At 39.7% G+C, this 16,315-nt stretch carries 22 protein-coding genes; 16 read left to right on the forward strand and 6 right to left on the reverse strand.

Annotated elements, in window-relative coordinates; all coding sequences use genetic code 11:
* Positions 1–7: 7 nt before the first annotated feature.
* On the forward strand, positions 8–463 hold the full coding sequence (locus tag LF817_RS06905; protein WP_253935059.1) for a DUF420 domain-containing protein: 456 nt from the start codon (positions 8–10) through the stop codon (positions 461–463).
* 115 nt (positions 464–578) lie between these two features.
* Positions 579–1,121 carry a GNAT family N-acetyltransferase gene (locus LF817_RS06910; protein ID WP_253935060.1) on the forward strand — a complete coding sequence of 181 codons (543 nt, stop codon included), beginning with the start codon at positions 579–581 and terminating at the stop codon, positions 1,119–1,121.
* A gap of 48 nt (positions 1,122–1,169) precedes the next feature.
* Here the strand turns inward: LF817_RS06910 and ytvI are convergent, their stop codons facing one another.
* Positions 1,170–2,228: a sporulation integral membrane protein YtvI gene (gene ytvI, locus LF817_RS06915; protein ID WP_253935061.1), complete on the reverse strand. Its 1,059-nt coding sequence runs from the start codon at positions 2,226–2,228 to the stop codon at positions 1,170–1,172.
* 94 nt (positions 2,229–2,322) lie between these two features.
* Complete coding sequence (locus LF817_RS06920) at positions 2,323–2,691, reverse strand: YugN family protein (protein ID WP_253935062.1); 369 nt, start codon at positions 2,689–2,691, stop codon at positions 2,323–2,325.
* 188 nt (positions 2,692–2,879) lie between these two features.
* Here LF817_RS06920 and LF817_RS06925 point away from each other — a divergent pair, with 188 nt between their 5' ends.
* The 4 genes from LF817_RS06925 to LF817_RS06940 all read left to right on the forward strand — a co-directional run bounded on the left by LF817_RS06925 (position 2,880) and on the right by LF817_RS06940 (position 4,752).
* On the forward strand, positions 2,880–3,308 hold the full coding sequence (locus LF817_RS06925; RefSeq protein ID WP_253935063.1) for a CBS domain-containing protein: 429 nt from the start codon (positions 2,880–2,882) through the stop codon (positions 3,306–3,308).
* A 213-nt stretch (positions 3,309–3,521) separates the two neighbouring features.
* Complete coding sequence (ylbD, locus tag LF817_RS06930) at positions 3,522–3,887, forward strand: spore coat protein YlbD (protein WP_253935064.1); 366 nt, start codon at positions 3,522–3,524, stop codon at positions 3,885–3,887.
* A gap of 75 nt (positions 3,888–3,962) precedes the next feature.
* Positions 3,963–4,397, forward strand: coding sequence for a YlbF/YmcA family competence regulator (locus tag LF817_RS06935; protein WP_253935065.1), 435 nt, complete (start codon positions 3,963–3,965; stop codon positions 4,395–4,397).
* A 79-nt stretch (positions 4,398–4,476) separates the two neighbouring features.
* Complete coding sequence (locus LF817_RS06940; RefSeq protein WP_253935066.1) at positions 4,477–4,752, forward strand: YlbG family protein; 276 nt, start codon at positions 4,477–4,479, stop codon at positions 4,750–4,752.
* Between the two features lie 33 nt (positions 4,753–4,785).
* Here the strand turns inward: LF817_RS06940 and LF817_RS06945 are convergent, their stop codons facing one another.
* Positions 4,786–5,175 carry a DUF7147 family protein gene (locus LF817_RS06945; protein WP_253935067.1) on the reverse strand — a complete coding sequence of 130 codons (390 nt, stop codon included), beginning with the start codon at positions 5,173–5,175 and terminating at the stop codon, positions 4,786–4,788.
* 362 nt (positions 5,176–5,537) lie between these two features.
* On the opposite strand from LF817_RS06945, the gene rsmD reads away from it, so the two are divergent.
* Positions 5,538–6,086: a 16S rRNA (guanine(966)-N(2))-methyltransferase RsmD gene (rsmD, locus tag LF817_RS06950; RefSeq protein WP_253935068.1), complete on the forward strand. Its 549-nt coding sequence runs from the start codon at positions 5,538–5,540 to the stop codon at positions 6,084–6,086.
* Between the two features lie 14 nt (positions 6,087–6,100).
* Entirely contained in the window at positions 6,101–6,583 is a 483-nt protein-coding gene (coaD, locus tag LF817_RS06955; RefSeq protein WP_253935069.1) for a pantetheine-phosphate adenylyltransferase, read from the forward strand.
* Positions 6,584–6,592: 9 nt separating this feature from the next.
* Here the strand turns inward: coaD and ylbJ are convergent, their stop codons facing one another.
* Positions 6,593–7,771: a sporulation integral membrane protein YlbJ gene (gene ylbJ, locus LF817_RS06960; RefSeq protein WP_253935070.1), complete on the reverse strand. Its 1,179-nt coding sequence runs from the start codon at positions 7,769–7,771 to the stop codon at positions 6,593–6,595.
* Positions 7,772–7,953: 182 nt separating this feature from the next.
* Here ylbJ and LF817_RS06965 point away from each other — a divergent pair, with 182 nt between their 5' ends.
* Both LF817_RS06965 and LF817_RS06970 read left to right on the forward strand, forming a co-directional pair.
* Positions 7,954–8,745 (forward strand): patatin-like phospholipase family protein, encoded by a 792-nt coding sequence (locus tag LF817_RS06965; RefSeq protein WP_253935071.1) that lies wholly within the window; start codon positions 7,954–7,956, stop codon positions 8,743–8,745.
* 2 nt (positions 8,746–8,747) lie between these two features.
* On the forward strand, positions 8,748–9,770 hold the full coding sequence (locus tag LF817_RS06970) for a SepM family pheromone-processing serine protease (protein ID WP_253935072.1): 1,023 nt from the start codon (positions 8,748–8,750) through the stop codon (positions 9,768–9,770).
* A 1,006-nt stretch (positions 9,771–10,776) separates the two neighbouring features.
* On the opposite strand, the gene LF817_RS06975 is transcribed toward LF817_RS06970, so the two are convergent.
* Entirely contained in the window at positions 10,777–11,988 is a 1,212-nt protein-coding gene (locus tag LF817_RS06975) for a nucleotidyltransferase (RefSeq protein WP_253935073.1), read from the reverse strand.
* A 210-nt stretch (positions 11,989–12,198) separates the two neighbouring features.
* Here LF817_RS06975 and LF817_RS06980 point away from each other — a divergent pair, with 210 nt between their 5' ends.
* The 4 genes from LF817_RS06980 to LF817_RS06995 all read left to right on the forward strand — a co-directional run bounded on the left by LF817_RS06980 (position 12,199) and on the right by LF817_RS06995 (position 14,331).
* A complete protein-coding gene (locus LF817_RS06980; RefSeq protein ID WP_253935074.1) occupies positions 12,199–12,723 on the forward strand; it encodes a YceD family protein in 525 nt (174 codons plus the stop codon).
* A 46-nt stretch (positions 12,724–12,769) separates the two neighbouring features.
* Complete coding sequence (rpmF, locus tag LF817_RS06985; RefSeq protein ID WP_253935075.1) at positions 12,770–12,943, forward strand: 50S ribosomal protein L32; 174 nt, start codon at positions 12,770–12,772, stop codon at positions 12,941–12,943.
* Between the two features lie 88 nt (positions 12,944–13,031).
* On the forward strand, positions 13,032–13,796 hold the full coding sequence (locus LF817_RS06990; protein WP_253935076.1) for an enoyl-CoA hydratase/isomerase family protein: 765 nt from the start codon (positions 13,032–13,034) through the stop codon (positions 13,794–13,796).
* 64 nt (positions 13,797–13,860) lie between these two features.
* The gene (locus tag LF817_RS06995) at positions 13,861–14,331 is read left to right on the forward strand and encodes an RsfA family transcriptional regulator (RefSeq protein WP_253935077.1); all 471 of its coding nucleotides are present in this window, start codon (positions 13,861–13,863) and stop codon (positions 14,329–14,331) included.
* A gap of 44 nt (positions 14,332–14,375) precedes the next feature.
* Here LF817_RS06995 and LF817_RS07000 read toward each other — a convergent pair whose 3' ends face one another.
* The gene (locus LF817_RS07000; protein ID WP_371925007.1) at positions 14,376–14,861 is read right to left on the reverse strand and encodes an N-acetyltransferase; all 486 of its coding nucleotides are present in this window, start codon (positions 14,859–14,861) and stop codon (positions 14,376–14,378) included.
* A gap of 155 nt (positions 14,862–15,016) precedes the next feature.
* Between LF817_RS07000 and LF817_RS07005 the strand changes: the two genes are divergently transcribed.
* Positions 15,017–15,880 (forward strand): ketopantoate reductase family protein, encoded by an 864-nt coding sequence (locus LF817_RS07005; RefSeq protein WP_253935078.1) that lies wholly within the window; start codon positions 15,017–15,019, stop codon positions 15,878–15,880.
* The gene (locus LF817_RS07010; RefSeq protein WP_253935079.1) at positions 15,877–16,257 is read left to right on the forward strand and encodes a DUF3397 domain-containing protein; all 381 of its coding nucleotides are present in this window, start codon (positions 15,877–15,879) and stop codon (positions 16,255–16,257) included. The genes LF817_RS07005 and LF817_RS07010 overlap by 4 nt, the downstream gene beginning before the upstream one ends.
* The last annotated feature ends 58 nt before the right edge of the window (positions 16,258–16,315 follow it).

The raw sequence follows: 16,315 nt of genomic DNA on the forward strand, positions 1-16,315 counted from the left end.
AACATCTATGCCTTTATTGCCGACATTGAGTACATTTTTTATAGTAGTAAGCGCAATTCTTGTAGCTTTCGGTTGGGTGTTTATCGCTAAAGATAAAAGGAAAGCCCACAAACGAACTATGGTAGCTGCATCGATCAGTGCTCTTACTTTTTTTATCATATACGTAAGCCGTACAATTTTTGTCGGGAACACAAGCTTCGGAGGTCCCGACCAAATAAAAACTTACTATACCATCTTTTTAATCTTTCACATCATTTTGGCTACCACGGGCGGAGTGTTCGGATTAGTCACATTGAATTTGGCTTTAAAAAGGAAGCTCCCTAAACATAGAAAAATCGGCCCTGTCACTAGTGTCATTTGGTTTTGTACAGCTATTACAGGCGTCATGGTTTATTTACTGTTATACATTATTTATGATGGGGGAACAACAACGAGTATGCTTAAAGCTATTTTCGGCTTCTAGACAGTCAGAATCATCTGGCTGTTTTTTTTATGATTTTGTTTAATAAGTATAGGAAACAGGTATACAGGTGACTATGACTAGTATATTACATAAAGGAAAGGGAGTAAGAAAGTAGATGGAATTCTCATCCGCTCGAATTAAATTCGTCCCGATAACAGTAGAGTTGGCTCAAACGATAATGAAGAATCCTTTAGGATTTTATTACAAATACAAGCTTCCCTGGAATAAAAGCTGGCCGCACGATGGTTTGAAGGCGATGCTGCCTTTCTATGCAGAAGCTTTAGAAAAGGATTCTCAAGTACTGGGTTTCGGGCCGTGGATTATGATTGATGTCGATCAAGAACTAGTGATAGGAGATATAGGGTTTAAAGGACCCCCTGATGAAGATGGGATGATCGAAGTGGGGTATCATGTAGTAGAAAATGAGCGAAACAAGGGCTACGCTACAGAAGCTGTTAGAGCGATGTGTGAGTGGGGATTCTCACATGATAAAGTACGTAGCATCGAGGCTCAATGCGGTAAGCGGAATATTCCCTCTCAAAAGGTTTTGATTAATAATGGCTTTTCCCAAACTCTAATGAACCGTGATATGTTCACTTTTGAGAAGAAGAAACAAAAGAGAAACAATAAAAAATCAGAGTTTAATCAAGAAATGTAAAAAACCTTTCTCCATTCTAAGTATGGAGAAAGGTTTTTTCGATTCATATTATAATTTGAAGTTCAATTTAATGATCCCTGCTTCTTTAGCTGAATTAAAAGCGATGACAAGTAGAGGCCCCAATATAAAACCTAAAATTCCTATAAGTTTGAGGCCGATATACATAGCAATGAGCGTGGCAAGAGGAGACAATCCTATATGTCTTCCCATGACTTTCGGTTCAACTGTTCTGCGGATAGCCAGTAAAACAATAGCCAGCACGGCTAATTGTCCCCCCATAGTAAAATCTCCTGTAATGAACATATAAAGTGCCCACGGCCCTAAAATCACGATAGACCCGATGATAGGGATGAAATCAACAATCCATACGATCAGAGACATGACAATAGCTACTTCAGGCGATATGAATAATAATCCGATGAGACAGACGAAGAATATTATGATGCTTACTAAAAATTGTGCCTTTAAAAAGCCGAAAACAACATAAGAAAGACGTGCATTCATAAATTTTACTTTTTCTGAAGTGGCTTCCGTGAAATTACTATGCATTTTATCTTTAAGACGCGGCAGTTCCAGCATAAAAAGAAATAATGCAATTAAATAAACAAGGAAGCTCACTAAGTATTCTGGAATTTTTGCCGCAAAAGCAGCTATGTTGCTGAGCTGCAGCTTCTGGCTCAGCGTTTGTGTTGTCGAGTCGATTGTATTCATAAGTTCTAAGGAAACTTTATCGACGAATTCCTGGGGCATATTTTGTGAAAAGCTGTTCATATCATTTTGCCAATTTAGCAGCACGTTGTTGATCTGGTTGATGTACATCGGTGTATTATCTGCTAATTCAACAATTTGAGTTACTGCACGTGTAACCGTATAGGCGCCGAGCATAAATATCATCACTAAAAATAACAAAAATGCAATAGTAGCAGCCATTTTTCGATTAAGTCTGAATTTAAACTGCATCCAGCGGACTGCTGGGTTTAAGAATAATGCAGTAATAAAGGCGATGATTAATGGAACGGATACGGGAAGTATAAAATAACCCGCTATGATGAATAAAAGTGCTAAGAAGATCAGTATCCACTGACGTTTACTAAGGTAGCGGAACAATTTTTGTAAATCCCCCTCTCTATAAATTCGTTGACATTGCTCTAAAAAAGCCGCTCACCAAACAAGGTGTGCGACTTATTCTGTATGCTGATGACTATGATTTTTGATGCTGAACTACAGCTTCTTGTAGGTTGTGAACGGCTTTATTCGCTCTTTCGATTAAACTTGAGGTGAATTCCTCTTGTTCGCCATACTCAACACCGTGTGGATAATAATGTTTTCCTAGCAGAGGGGTAACTAATTGAATGACAGCGTTCCCACGGTCTACGTCCCCTTCTATGGCATAACCTTGAATTCGAATGTAGTACGTGACGTTTTTTTCTGGAGAGTCTACCTTATAATCATAAGTCACTCGTTCGTAGTCCCAAGATCCACCTAAAATAAATCCATTGCTTTCCATAATGTGGGTCAAAGGCTTTAAATCACAGACTAGTCCTTCGATCCCAGTACCTTCAAGTTTCATTCCTGTCACCTCGCAAATTTTATGTATATGCATTCATTTTAATATGAAACAGAGGAAGTAGCAATTTTTAGAATTCCTCGTATCGCGCCATTTAATTATACTATAAATTAATGGTGTTTGCATGATTTAATCGTTCTGATTCGGGGATACTAACCAGTGAAATTTGAATAAATGAGGAGGATTTTTTCATGAAAAAGGTTAGAGACATCATGAGCACTGATTTATCGGTGTGTCAGATGAACAGCAGCTTATATGACGCAGCTAATATGATGAAACAGCAGGGTGTAGGGGCTGTCCCTATCTGTGACGACAATGGTCAAATAATGGGAATGGTTACAGATCGTGACTTAGCCGTTCGCGGTTATGCAGGTCACAGCCCTGACTCAACACCTGTTCAACAAGTGATGAGTGACAAAGTTTATAATATCAGCCCAGAAGCTAGTCTGGAAGAAGCCAGCCAAATGATGGCTGAGCATCAGGTGCGCCGTCTACCTGTCGTGGAAAATGGCAAACTTACTGGTATAATTTCACTAGGTGATCTTTCGACTGAAGAAAAATCGGATCAGGCAGCTGGAGTTGCACTGCAAGAAATTTCAGAACGTCCTGAACTTCACTAAAATAAAAAACGGTCTCCTTATGGGAGGCCGTTTTTTATTTTGCCCTGTATACTCGAAACCCAAGTCTTCAACTATCCTTCCATACCGTTGTATAACTTTTCATGAAAAATCAACATTGAAGTTAAACTTAGCTTTTGTATTAACAAGTGATGAACGAACTGAAAAAAAATGCATAGGCTGTATTGTAGATAAGAGTAGTGAGGTGTGAGAATCATGAGTGGACACAATTTACAACCGAGTGTTCAGAAATTCAAGGCATTCGTTAAGCAGCATCCACATATTAAAGATCATCTAAGAAAAAATCACGGGCTGATTCAAAGTTATTATGAAAAGTGGATGATCCTCGGGGAAGATGATGCTTTTTGGGATACACTGCCCGAAGTGAAGAGTGAAGGGAAAATGTCCAAAAAAGAATGGATGAAACAGTTCGGTGTTTTACTTCAAGAGATTGACTGGGAAGATGTTTCAAAGCACATTGATGATCTTAATGGCGCCATAGGCCAGATTCAGCAGATTATTTCAAATGTTCAGCAAGATAAACAAGAGAGAAGACCCCCAGTTGAATACCCTTACTATTAAGAAACGAGGCAGATGGAAGTATATTTCAATCTGCCTTGAATTTTGTTATGATAAAGGTGGAGGTGAACGCAAACCATGTTAGCAACAATGGAAATTGTCGATCTTATAGACCGTTCAGAAACCATCGGCCAGATGATTATGGATTCAGAAGTCATGGCGCAGTACCATCAGGCTAAATTAGATATGGAAACTGATGAGGAAGCTCAAACTTTAATCCGTAATTTTAAAAATATAAAAGATCAGTATGAGGATGTTCAACGATTCGGTCGTTATCACCCAGATTACAATGATATCATGAAGCGCGTTCGCAGTGTGAAACGTGAAATGGATATGCATGAGAAAGTCGTTCAATATAAGAGAGCAGAAAGAGAAGTGCAGAAGTTACTTGATGAAATCAGTCAAAGTGTTGCCTTTAGTGTGAGTGAACAAATCAAAGTACCTCGTAACGGAATGGTATTTGATTCTGGATGCGGATGTGGCAGCGGAGGAGGCTGCGGCTGTGCCTCGTAGTTTATTTATATGAGTATGATTGATGGAATACTTATCCTCTGATAAACTAAGTCTAAACTCTTAAAAAGTAGGGAACGTCATGAGAACAAAAAGACAAGGTCTGATTGTTTATTTTCAACATATGAAAAATATAAGGCAAATCAAGAAACAAGGGCATTTGATTCACGCTTCAAAAAAGCATAAGTATGCTTTGATTTATGTTAATCAGGACGAAGTCGATTTTAAAATGGACAAACTGGAAAGGCTTCCATTCGTTTCTAAAGTTCTTATTTCACATAAGCCTGACATTAGGACAGACTTCGAAAATGCAAAGCCTGATAAAGCGAAACAATACGATTATAAAATGGGTATATAGAAAAGCGGCCGTTTAAGAACGGCCGCTTATGTTTTAACTTAGTGGAGATAAAATACGGTTTGTTCTTAAGATGCCTATTAAATAGTTATAATAAAGTTCAGTTTCCGGAAACATAGTAGAAGGCTTTACTGTGAATTCAGTCACTGTCTTCCCAGCACTTTCAGCCACAGCTTGAAATAAATCGAAGCGCTTGTTTGGTTTCTCGTGGGGATTTGGTATCCCTTCCCGGCATATATAAATAGGTTGAAATTTTTGCTGCGAGGTCGGTTTCATAATGAATGCCAGCGAAGAGACAGCCTGTCTAGATTTTTCACAATAAAAAGCAATAGCGTAATCAATTCGTTCGGGCATTTGTTCTCCTAATTCTAACAATTCATAGATATCTGCGTAACCTTCCCCTAATTCAATAAACTTTTGTCTCATAATAAGCCTCCCGTTTTTTCATCTTTTGTTACTTTATCATTTTTAATAGTTTGTCCACCACTATTTTAATGATAAGTTAAAAACGAGGTTTAAAAAAGGATAAAAAAATAGGGCTGTCCCATTATGGACAGCCCTTCTTTCTGCTTTCAATAGTAAAGCAAAAAGCAAAGGGAGAGGAGAAACCGGTCGAAAAACTTATGGGGAAATAAGTCTTCACCGTTTCCAGAAGCAAAAGTCGCTGCTTCTGTTAACATTATGACCAAAAAAGAATTTTTTATACTTGTTTCCTGTTCTTAATGAAAAATTTCCAGTGGGCGCTGAATTATGGTAGGATTATTGTGAATGTAGAGAGGGGGCCCACAATGAGAGTGATTTCAGGTGAGCACAAAGGGCGTCAGCTTAGGCCGGTCCCAAACCATAAGACAAGACCGACAACAGATAAAGCTAAAGAATCTTTGTTCCAGATGATTGGACCTTTTTTTGATGGAGGATCAGCTTTGGACTTGTTTGCGGGCAGCGGTGGTCTTGGGATAGAAGCTTTAAGCCGTGGTGTAAATGACTGCATTTTTATTGACCAGCAGCAGAAAGCCGTACAGGTTATCCATCAGAATTTAGAAATGCTGCGTTTGAAAGATAGAGCAGAAGTCTTTAAAACAGATGCTTATGTTGCCATGAAGGCAGCAAGCAAAAGAGGTTTGAAATTCAATTACATATTTCTCGACCCTCCTTACAAAAAATTCTCTTATAGGGAGTTAATAGAGAAGCTTGTACAATACGACCTCTTGGCTGAAAATGTTATTATCGTTTGTGAGCATGATGCTTCAGAAGAAGTACCGGAAAAAGTCATGCATCTCAAACTTATGAAATCGGAAAAATATGGGAGTAATATAGGTGTGTCCATTTTTCAGTAGGAGGTTAGCCATAAATGACAAGGTTAGCGATATGTCCAGGAAGTTTTGATCCAGTGACTTACGGCCACTTAGATATAATTCAGCGCGGTGCTCAAGTTTTTGACCACGTGACGGTAGCCGTTTTCAATAATCAAAGTAAAGCTCCTTTATTCGATGTAGATGAAAGAGTGGCTCTGCTTAGAGAAGTTACTAAATATTTTGATAACGTTTCTGTAGATTCATGTAATGGATTATTGATGGATTATGCAGAAGAAAAAAATGCTCAGGCTATTATTCGCGGTTTGCGTGCTGTCAGTGATTTTGAATACGAAATGCAAATCACATCAATGAACAGAAAATTGAATCAGCAAATTGAAACATTTTTTATGATGACAAATAATCAATATTCCTTTCTAAGTTCAAGTATTGTCAAAGAGGTGGCTAAATATCGAGCGAATATTTCCGATTTAGTGCCTCCTCCTGTCGAAGAAGCTTTAAAAAAGAAATATCAAAAATAAAGCAGCCTCTCAGGTCTGCTTTATTTTTTTGATTTCTAATATCAACGCCAGGACTATAGCGCTCATGGTTAGTATCGGCCCAACAACGAACATGAAATCAAAGTAGGAGTAGTTATAGATTGACGGTTCATTAAATATTTTGACAGCTTGCCGGCTGGACATGCTGCTCCATTTGAAAATCATAAGCATGATCAAGACAGCTGAACAACCGTGGATGATTCTAGCTATGAAGTAAGGTGTAAATCTAATATCAGTATCGGCAAGTATACTTGCTATTTGAGCCTGTATAGAGAAACCGTGAAACCCTAGCATGAAGCTGACAATCGAGAGTTGCGTGACAAGTGAAGCGTTTGATGAAGTAATTTCCCCAATACCGTTTGTCATCTCGAGCATCCCCGTCAATATTGGAGTTTGAAGATCTGGAGGAACTTGAACTAGCGACAGAATGTTAGAGGCGGAAGAAAAAAGAATACCGCCTTGTAATAAACCGGTTAAGACTGAGAATAATATGATAAATCCACCCACTAAAAGAAGGGTTTGTACTGATTTAATTACTGCATCGCCCAATAATTGGCCGAAGGGTCTTTTGTCTTCCAATCGAGCTAGATGGATCGCTAAAAATGCTTGTTTAAATGAAAAATTTGCCGAACGTTCATTAGAACCTTGGTCGGAAAACCCGTAGAATCTCATACAGATACCGACGATTAAACTTCCACCGTAATGTGCCACGGCTAAAAACACCCCTAACGCCGGGTCACCGAAAAAACCTACAGCAACAGCGCTTAAAATGAACAAAGGGCTTGAAGCGTTAGTGAAGGCAACTAATCGTTCAGCTTCGGTTTGGGTGACTTGTCCTCTTTTACGCAATTCTACTGTCCATTTAGCTCCAGCAGGATAACCGCTGGCCATGCCCATCACCCAGACAAATCCGCCTGCTCCCGGTACATTAAACAAAGGTTTCATAATTTTTTCAGATAATATCCCTACTCCATGGACAACACCAAGACCGAATAACAGCTCGGCTATTATGAAGAAAGGGAGCAGGGAGGGGAAAACGATTGTCCACCAGAGGTTCAAGCCGCGCGTGCTAGCCTCAAAAGCTACATCTGGCATTTGAATAAGAGAGATGGTCAAATAAAGGGATGAAATTGTAAACAATGATGTCTTGAAATACGACAGTACGATCACCTCAAAGATTTCTCGATTTCTGTACTTCTAAAATCATCCATAGTAAAATAGGGATAGATTTTGTAACGAATACTTATTAGTACGCTCATAAGTGCGGATCATATTCCATAAAATAAAAGGGAAAAGCTCATGAAATTACTAACTGGTCAACTGACTTATTGTTACCCAGGGAGAGATGCGGATTGAAACAGCCTAAGATCGGACTGGCTCTTGGGTCAGGCGGTGCACGTGGATTCGCTCATTTAGGTGTGCTGAAAGTACTGCATGAAAATCAGGTTCCTGTACATATGATTGCGGGAAGCAGTATGGGGGCTTTGGTAGGCTCCTTGTATGCAGCCGGGCAAAAAATCGATGACTTGTACAAGTTAGCCTTCACATTTAAACGGAAATACTACCTTGATTTTACCGTTCCTAAAATGGGGTTTGTTCAGGGGCGTAGAATTAAAGAGTATATCCGTTTATTTACGTTTGGGAAAACTATAGAAGATTTCACCATTCCTATGTCTATTGTTGCTACTGATTTAACAACTGGTGGAAAGAAAATTTTTCATAAAGGACCCGCTTGTGATGCAGTAAGGGCGAGTATATCGATTCCTGGCATCTTCGTACCCGAAAAAATTGACGGACGTCTATATATTGATGGTGGGGTCATCGACCGAGTCCCTGTTTCAGTAGTAAAAGACATGGGCGCCGACATTATCATCGCCGTTGACTGTTCTCATACAGATGCAGAGCCTACGATTCACTCGATTTATGATGTCATTATACAAAGCATCGATATTATGCAAGATGAATTAGCATCAGTGACCGGACGCTCTTCCTTCACTGATATTATGATTCGACCTGATGTAACGAAATTCAGTTCACGAGCATTTACAGACCTTCAAGAAATCGTAAAAGAAGGTGAAAAAGCAGCTGAGAATGAGATAGACAGCATCCTGAATAAGATTAGGGATTGGAAGGAGCCAACATAAGTATGAAGTCCAACAAAAGAATGATAATCACCGGTATAATAGCTGTGCTCATTGTAGCTTTTATCGGTGCATATCGCTTGCCATTCTATATATATAAACCAGGGACGGCTGATGCTCTTGAGCCATTCGTTGAAATTGAAGGTTCATTTCCTAGTGAGGGAGATATGCATTTGGTTACAGTGAGAGGTGGCCAAGCTACCCCGCTTCAATGGGTGATCGCTCAAATACGACCCTATTATGAAGTCGTTCCTATTGAACAGGTAAGACCTGAGGGTATTTCACAAGAAGAATATTTTCACGCACAGCTTCAGCTTATGGAATCTTCACAGGAAGCGGCCAAGGTCGTAGCTTATGAAACAGCCGATCGAGATATTAAAATTGATTATGAGGGTGTGTTCGTCGTTAATGCGCTCGAGGGGATGCCTGCAGAAGAAGAATTGCAGCCTGGAGATCAAATAGTTAGTATCAATAACCAGGAAATAAATGAATCCGCTGAACTGGTTGATTATGTGGAAGGTCTGGAGGAAGGCGAGAGTGTAACCCTGTCGATAAAAAGAGAAGATGAAACACTAGACAAAGAAATTGAAGTAGCCCCTTTCCCGAATGAACCAGATAGAGTCGGGGTTGGCATCTCATTAGTTACAGATCGTTCAGTTGAAGTCAATCCTGAAGCTGAAATTAAAAGCGGAGAAATTGGAGGCCCTAGTGCAGGACTGATGTTCTCTCTGGAAATGTACGACCGTTTGACGGAAGAAGATATAACGAAAGGTAAACAAATTGCTGGTACAGGCGAAATAGACTACGATGGAAGAGTTGGCAGGATTGGCGGAATTGATAAAAAAGTAGTAGCCGCTCATCGAGAGGAAAGTGACGTGTTTTTTGCTCCTAACGAAGGTGGAGCTGAGGGATCGAATTACGAGGTCGCTAAAGAAGCTGCAGAAGATATAGGAACTGAGATGGAAATTGTTCCGGTAGATAATTTTCAAGATGCCCTTGATTATCTTAATGAAATGGAAGCGAGTTAATTGGATATGAAAATTAAATTGAAGGGCTGTCCTGAAAGTCTAAGAATTAGACCTTCATGGACAGTCCTTTTTTCTATGTCAAGCTCTGTTAATTTTCAGTGTTACACATAAGCTCCCTATAGCAGAAGACTCAGTTTCGAGATGTTTGGACTGTTTCCGTTATGTTCAACAGAGGTAAGAGCTCCGGGAAATCACTCCCTTTCCGTGGGAGCGCAGTGAGCCTCCTCGAGCTTCGCTCTCCGGGGTCTCACCAAGCACTCTCTTCCCACAGGAGTCTCGTAATTTCCCGGACCTTCTTGCTTTTGTGAGGATAACGGAAACATCTTAGTTGGTGCTTCACATAAAAAATAACTGGTTTTAAGTGATAACCACCGGGACTTCTGTATGCAAGAAAACGCTTGGAACTACCTCGAAGTGCAGGAAGTTTTAAAACTAAAATGCTATAACCAGAGCACTGGAGTTTAACGCTCCCACTATAAGTGTGAAAGTTCTTATCCAGGCGATTTCGAGAAAGCACATCTATAGTGAGGGGCGGCGGAAACGTTGGTACAAGAGATTTTTTTTGCTTCTCTTTTCTTAGTTCCGTCTCTTAATATAAGTTAGGTGGTTTTAGGAATGGGCGAGACTCCTGTGGGATGAGAGTGAATGGTGAGATCCCGGAAGGCGACAGCCTGAGGAAGCTCACCGCACTCCCACGGAAAGCGAGTCCATTCCTAAAACCACCTTCTACTCATCAAGATGAAGGAACAGCAGATACCCCACAGGAAAGCGAGTAGCTTCCCAACCACACCAGACTCTCATTACAGCCACGAACCCTGGTTATCTCGAAACTGAGTCTTAAAGTATCCTGCCAAATAGTTTAATAACTACCACAAGGTGCGCAGCTTATAAAAATATGAACGATTAAACTAGATGATGGAAAACGAGCAATAATTTTTATGAGCACTTCTAATTTTAAAGTGTTTTTTCTCAATAAGGGTTTTTGCTAAGTCATCATTCAATCAAGTTAAATGCGGACAGGCGCACCGAATTCCCTATGATAATGATTGTTTCTACGGTCATTAGGAAGCGGATTATAGTAAGCAGCTGAAGCTCTTTCTTCTATCTCAAGCATAAGGTGATTAGCCTTTTGCGGCTGCGTAATGAGAGGGACTTCCATTTTTTTCTTGCGGTGACCAAGGTATTCTTGACCCGTCTGGTTCATGCCAAGGACGCGTACATACGGGACGGTGTTCTGATCTAAGTATAGGTCAGCTTCTTCTTTTGAGAAATTTGTAAGAATATGTGTACACACACGCTGAATTCTCGTCCACGTATATCGCTTCGTCTTAACTTTTTCCATAAAGTCGCCAAAAGAGACCGATGTCTTAATGGCTTTTTTCAATCGGTATTCCAATCCTTCGTCCACTCCGTGAATAGCATGGAGTTCTTTAAGAGAGCTAACAGATAGCTTATAGTGGAGCAGGGGGAAATACAGGTTCCAATCATGCCATAAATCCGCTCTTTCGCGATAAAGTGTTAATTGGTCTATGGTTTCCTGAGGAAGAGCCTGCCTGGCATGTTCAGAAATTCTACCTTCTTTTAATATCTCTTTACGAATACTAGTTGCGCTTGCCATCCGTCCTGAAAGATGTTCATCATGGAATTCACTTTCCTGACGTTTTATAGTCAAAGGCTTGATCGATTCATCGTATGTCAAAAGTTGTTTTATATAGCTGAAACCTAATATATTATTAGGAGCTGAAAAGTCGAATGAAGATGTCGATATGCCGATCGCCTCGTTGGCTATTCGAGCAGCATCAGGATAGGAATGCCCAAGGTCCAGAGCTTGTCTCATTTTTACTTCATAGGAGGTTTTATTTTCTTTTAAATCATCATAAGCCTTCATAAACGGAGGGATTTTTCCGTTTTCACTGCCGAAACATAACGAATCAATGCCCAAAGCTGACAGGGAAAGGACCGCCCCTTTACTGAAATAGTCACTATGCTGTACCGCGTAGACGTAGGGGAGTTCTAAAACCAAATCAACTCCGGATTGTAAAGCAGCTTTTGCACGGTGCCACTTATCTATTATGGCCGGTTCTCCTCTTTGGAGAAAATGTCCGCTCATTACCGCGATCATGCAGTCTGCACCTGACTGTTCTCTGCTTTTTGATACGTGGTATTTATGACCGTTGTGAAACGGATTATATTCCACTACTATACCGCAAGCATTCATCTTAGTTACCTCCTTGCCGCATTAAAAAGCGGCATGATAATTACTACTGTTCTCCATATTTTATCATGATGGTAGCAGTTAGTTGAGATTCTGTTCAATTTTATATAAAATATAAGTATTGGAATTCGTGAGTCAGTGTGTGTAAAGAAAATATATTGACAAAACACGAAAATCCTTTTACAATAACTCTTGTTGCCATGAGGTGAAAAAATGAAATTTCCTCTACAAAAACTTAATCAATCCGGTGATCAGCCGTTTGAATTTGAAGAAGATGTAGATATCCGCGAATTAGAGAACATGAACAACGACATCCGAAGAATTTCTGATGTGCATGTGCAAGGTCAAGCTACAAAGCGTGGTGACGACATTACTGTCACTTTTACAGCTGAAGGTGAAATGATTCTTCCATGTGCGAGAACACTTGTTGATGTTCCTTACCCTTTTCAAATTGAAGGACTTGAGCAATTTAATGTGTCTTCCTTCTATAAAGAAGAAGATGAGAGCGAGATTCATCCGGTTCGTGGAGAAATTCTTGACTTAACCCCCTTTATAAAGGAAAATGTTCTATTAGAGGTTCCAACTCGTGTGTTTTGTAAGGACGATGAGGTACACGCTCAAGCTCTAACTGAAGGAAAAGGGTGGCAGGTGGTTACAGAAGAACCGGAGGAAAACAAAGTAGATCCTCGCATGGCTAAACTGCAATCATTATTAGATGAAAAAGAAAATAACGAATAAGGAAACAATCTGATTTCCTCTCGTAAAATAAAAGGAGGTGTACAACATGGCAGTACCTAAGCGCAGAACTTCAAAAAAGGTTAAAAACCAACGCCGTACTCACAAAAAACTACATGTACCTGGCATGGTAGAATGTCAGAACTGTGGGGAGTACTCAAAACCACACCATGTTTGCAAATCTTGTGGACAGTATAATGGAAAGCAAGTCATTGCAAAGTAAATCTAAGTGTTAAAGGAGCCTGAATTCCATTCAGGCTCCTTTTTTACATCCGATAGAAGTACTTAGCAGTAGAAAGGAAGAAGTGGATATGGAACAGGTTAGAATTGAACAGACTAAAAGTGGATTGGCTAAGGTAACATTAAACCGAAGCGAAAAGATGAATGCGGTTACCCAACAAATGAGTCGTGAGCTATTACAAACGCTCCGAAAGTTAAAAAATGATCCGAGTGTCAAGTGTCTTGTCATAACGGGAGCCGGTCACCGGGCTTTTTGTTCTGGAGGCGATTTGATGGAATTCCACGGAGGGTTAAATGAGCAGGAAGCTTACGTTAAGTTGAGTCTGATGAAAGAGGTTTTGTATGAGTTGTTCACATTTCCAATGCCGACTGTTGCTCTTCTTAACGGACAGGCCCGGGGGGGAGGATGTGAGATAGCTACAGCATGTGATTTTCGTTATGGGAGGTGTGACGCACAGTTCGGCTTCGTACAAGCAAGTTTAGGAATTATCCCTGGATGGGGAGGCGGCGAACTGTTATATAGACGTATAAGACCAGAAGCAGCTTCTCAGTGGTTGATGGATGCGATTATGTATGGAGCGGAGGAAGCACTTCGCATAGGCTGGTTACATAAAATTATAGAGGCTGAGAACTTTCAGGATGAAGATATATTTAGTTCCATTATGAACAAATCTAATGAGCAGTTACGATGGTTTAAGAAACAATACTTAAGCAAACTATCTATTGAAGAAGTATTGGAAGACATGGAACTTGAAGTTGAGAATTGCGCTCGTCTTTGGGAGTCGTCTGAACATAAAGAAGCTTTGCGGAGATTCAAGGAATCACGAAAAAAATAATGAAGTATAGTCTATCAACCTCCACATTTGCATAACTATAAGCAAACTATAAAGGAGGGATAGAATGGATGCTCCAAGACAAGATGCTTGGAAGATAGATGAAGATGAATTACTAGCACACACTGTTTTGCAATACATTAAAGAAGGCCATACCCAGTTGGAAGCTTTTCAAGAAGTTGCGAGACAATTAAATCGAACACCTGCTGCTTGCGGATTCCGGTGGAACGCAACGGTTAGAAAAAATTATCAAAACGACATCCGTGAAGCTAAGCAGGAGCGTACTTCCTACCGAAACACGGTGAACCCTGCTGCATTGCAAAAAAACTCATCTATATCTCTTGATGATGCCATACTCTTTTTAAAAGAGATGAAGCAGCATTCCCAGCATGATCAGGAAGAGTTACAATCTAAGCTGTATCAGCTGAGCGAAGAAAATGTACGCTTGAAAAATCAAATCAAACAATGGGAAGATGCCTGGTCTGAGATTGATAAATTGACGAATTGGGTGAAGAATCGTTATCAGACGTCTTCTTAAATAAAAAAGGCCCTACACATAAAATGTAGCGGCCTTGTGTTATTTTATTCACTTATATCTCTTTCCTCGACTCCCGAAGGCAGCCAAATGAGCGGGTTTTCGCCCAGGTCACGTTCTACCTCATAATGAGCTTTATGGAAATCCATTCTTTCCCAAAACCCATGTGAGTTAATTCTTGGGTTTGTTTTTATTGGTAACTTGAAGCTTTTAGCGAAATCCACTAAAGCTTTTCCATATCCCTGATTGCGATAGTCCGGGAGAACTTCCAATTTCCAAAGTTCTAAATAGTCTTGAGGAGGTGTGAAATAATAATCGTATTTTTTTGAGACGCGATATAAACTCATTCTTGCCACTAAAGCGTTTCCAAAATAGATTCCAAAAAACGGTGACTCACTGTCATTCTCGACGATGTTACTTTCTAAATCCTCAAACATAGCTAATTCTTGATTCCCATATTCTTTAAATCGTTTGAATTCCTCTAACGTTTTATAATTTACCAAAAGAGGCTGAACCTTTATTTTTGTCATCATTCCAGATTCCCCTTTCAAATATCTATCTAATATACCATTATAATATAAAAATATTCAGAATGAAATAACAATTACCTATGGAAAAATCTTCTCCCTTATCTAAATGAATTTTGCTACAATAATAAAAAAGGCTTTAGAACGGAGGTGTAAAACTCGTGAGAATAGGAATTATAGGCGGAGGTTCTATAGGGTTACTTCTTGCAGCTCATTTAGGGGCTGTTCACAAGGTGTCCCTCTATGTCAGAACGGAAAAGCAAAAGAGGGCATTGAATGAAAATGGGGTCATTTGCGACAGAATGATGCGTAAAATTAAAACTTATTCTAATAATGAGCAGATGAATGAACAGGAGCTTTTGATTGTGGCTGTAAAACAGTATCACCTGCAAAGTTTAACTCTGCCTTCAAATCCTGATTTGCTATTTATTCAAAATGGAATGACCCACTTATCCTTCATTCAGCATTTGCCCAATAATTGTGCCCTGGGCATTGTTGAGCACGGAGCACTGAAAGCCTCCGCATATGAAGTCTTTCACACGGGAAGGGGTTCCATTCGGCTTGCGAATCATCATGGGAAGGAAATTGCAAGTCAGCTTGTTGATCTTCTTGGATCAGAAAAGTTCCCGATTTACTTTCATGATGATTACTGGAACATGCTTTCTGAGAAATTGATTATTAATACAGTGATTAATCCGTTAACAGCAATATTTAGAGTGAAAAATAAACACATTTTAGAAAATGACCATATCAGAAAGCTGGCAGAACTATTGTGTGAAGAGGGTTCAAGAGCTTTGGGACTTATCCATGAAGAACAATGGCGACGAATCTGCCGAATTGCACAGTCTACGGGTGAAAATCAATCCTCTATGTTAAAAGATCTCAATGAGGAACGGAAAACAGAAATAGACGCGATCTGTGGATTTATCCTTGAAAAACTGGAAGGGGAGGCTCCATATCATAATTTTGTCATTGAATCCATTCATGCATTGGAGGCAATAAATTATAAAGGAGAGGCTATATGAGTGAGGTATTTGTATATATTTTAGCTTTTATAGTCACCGTGCCTTTTTTATTTTTATTTTTGCTTTATTTTATAACTCGTAAGCTGTATCGAAATAACAGGAAAGCCGTTCATCAGACGGCTCAGCTTATGGTACCGATTCTAGTTACAGCTGTACATACCCTTTTCATCGTGTTGTTCGATTTAAACGCTTTAGCATGGATCATTGTATTTCTTCTGTTTTTACTGAGCGTAGCAATTATCATTCAATATAAAATATCTGAAGAAATCCTCTTGTTCAAAGCCTTTAAAAGCTTTCTGCGATTGAGTTTCCTAGTATTTACAGCTGTTTATATAGGGTTGACCGCTTTTGGGATTGTGGACCGTCTATTTCTGTAACAAACAGATTAGGTGAACTTCGCGGCGGTTTTTTGTACAATACATAGTGGTACATAAC

The sequence above is a fragment of the Halobacillus sp. A1 genome, assembly GCF_024189295.1.
Classification (GTDB): Bacteria; Bacillota; Bacilli; order Bacillales; family Halobacillaceae; genus Halobacillus_A.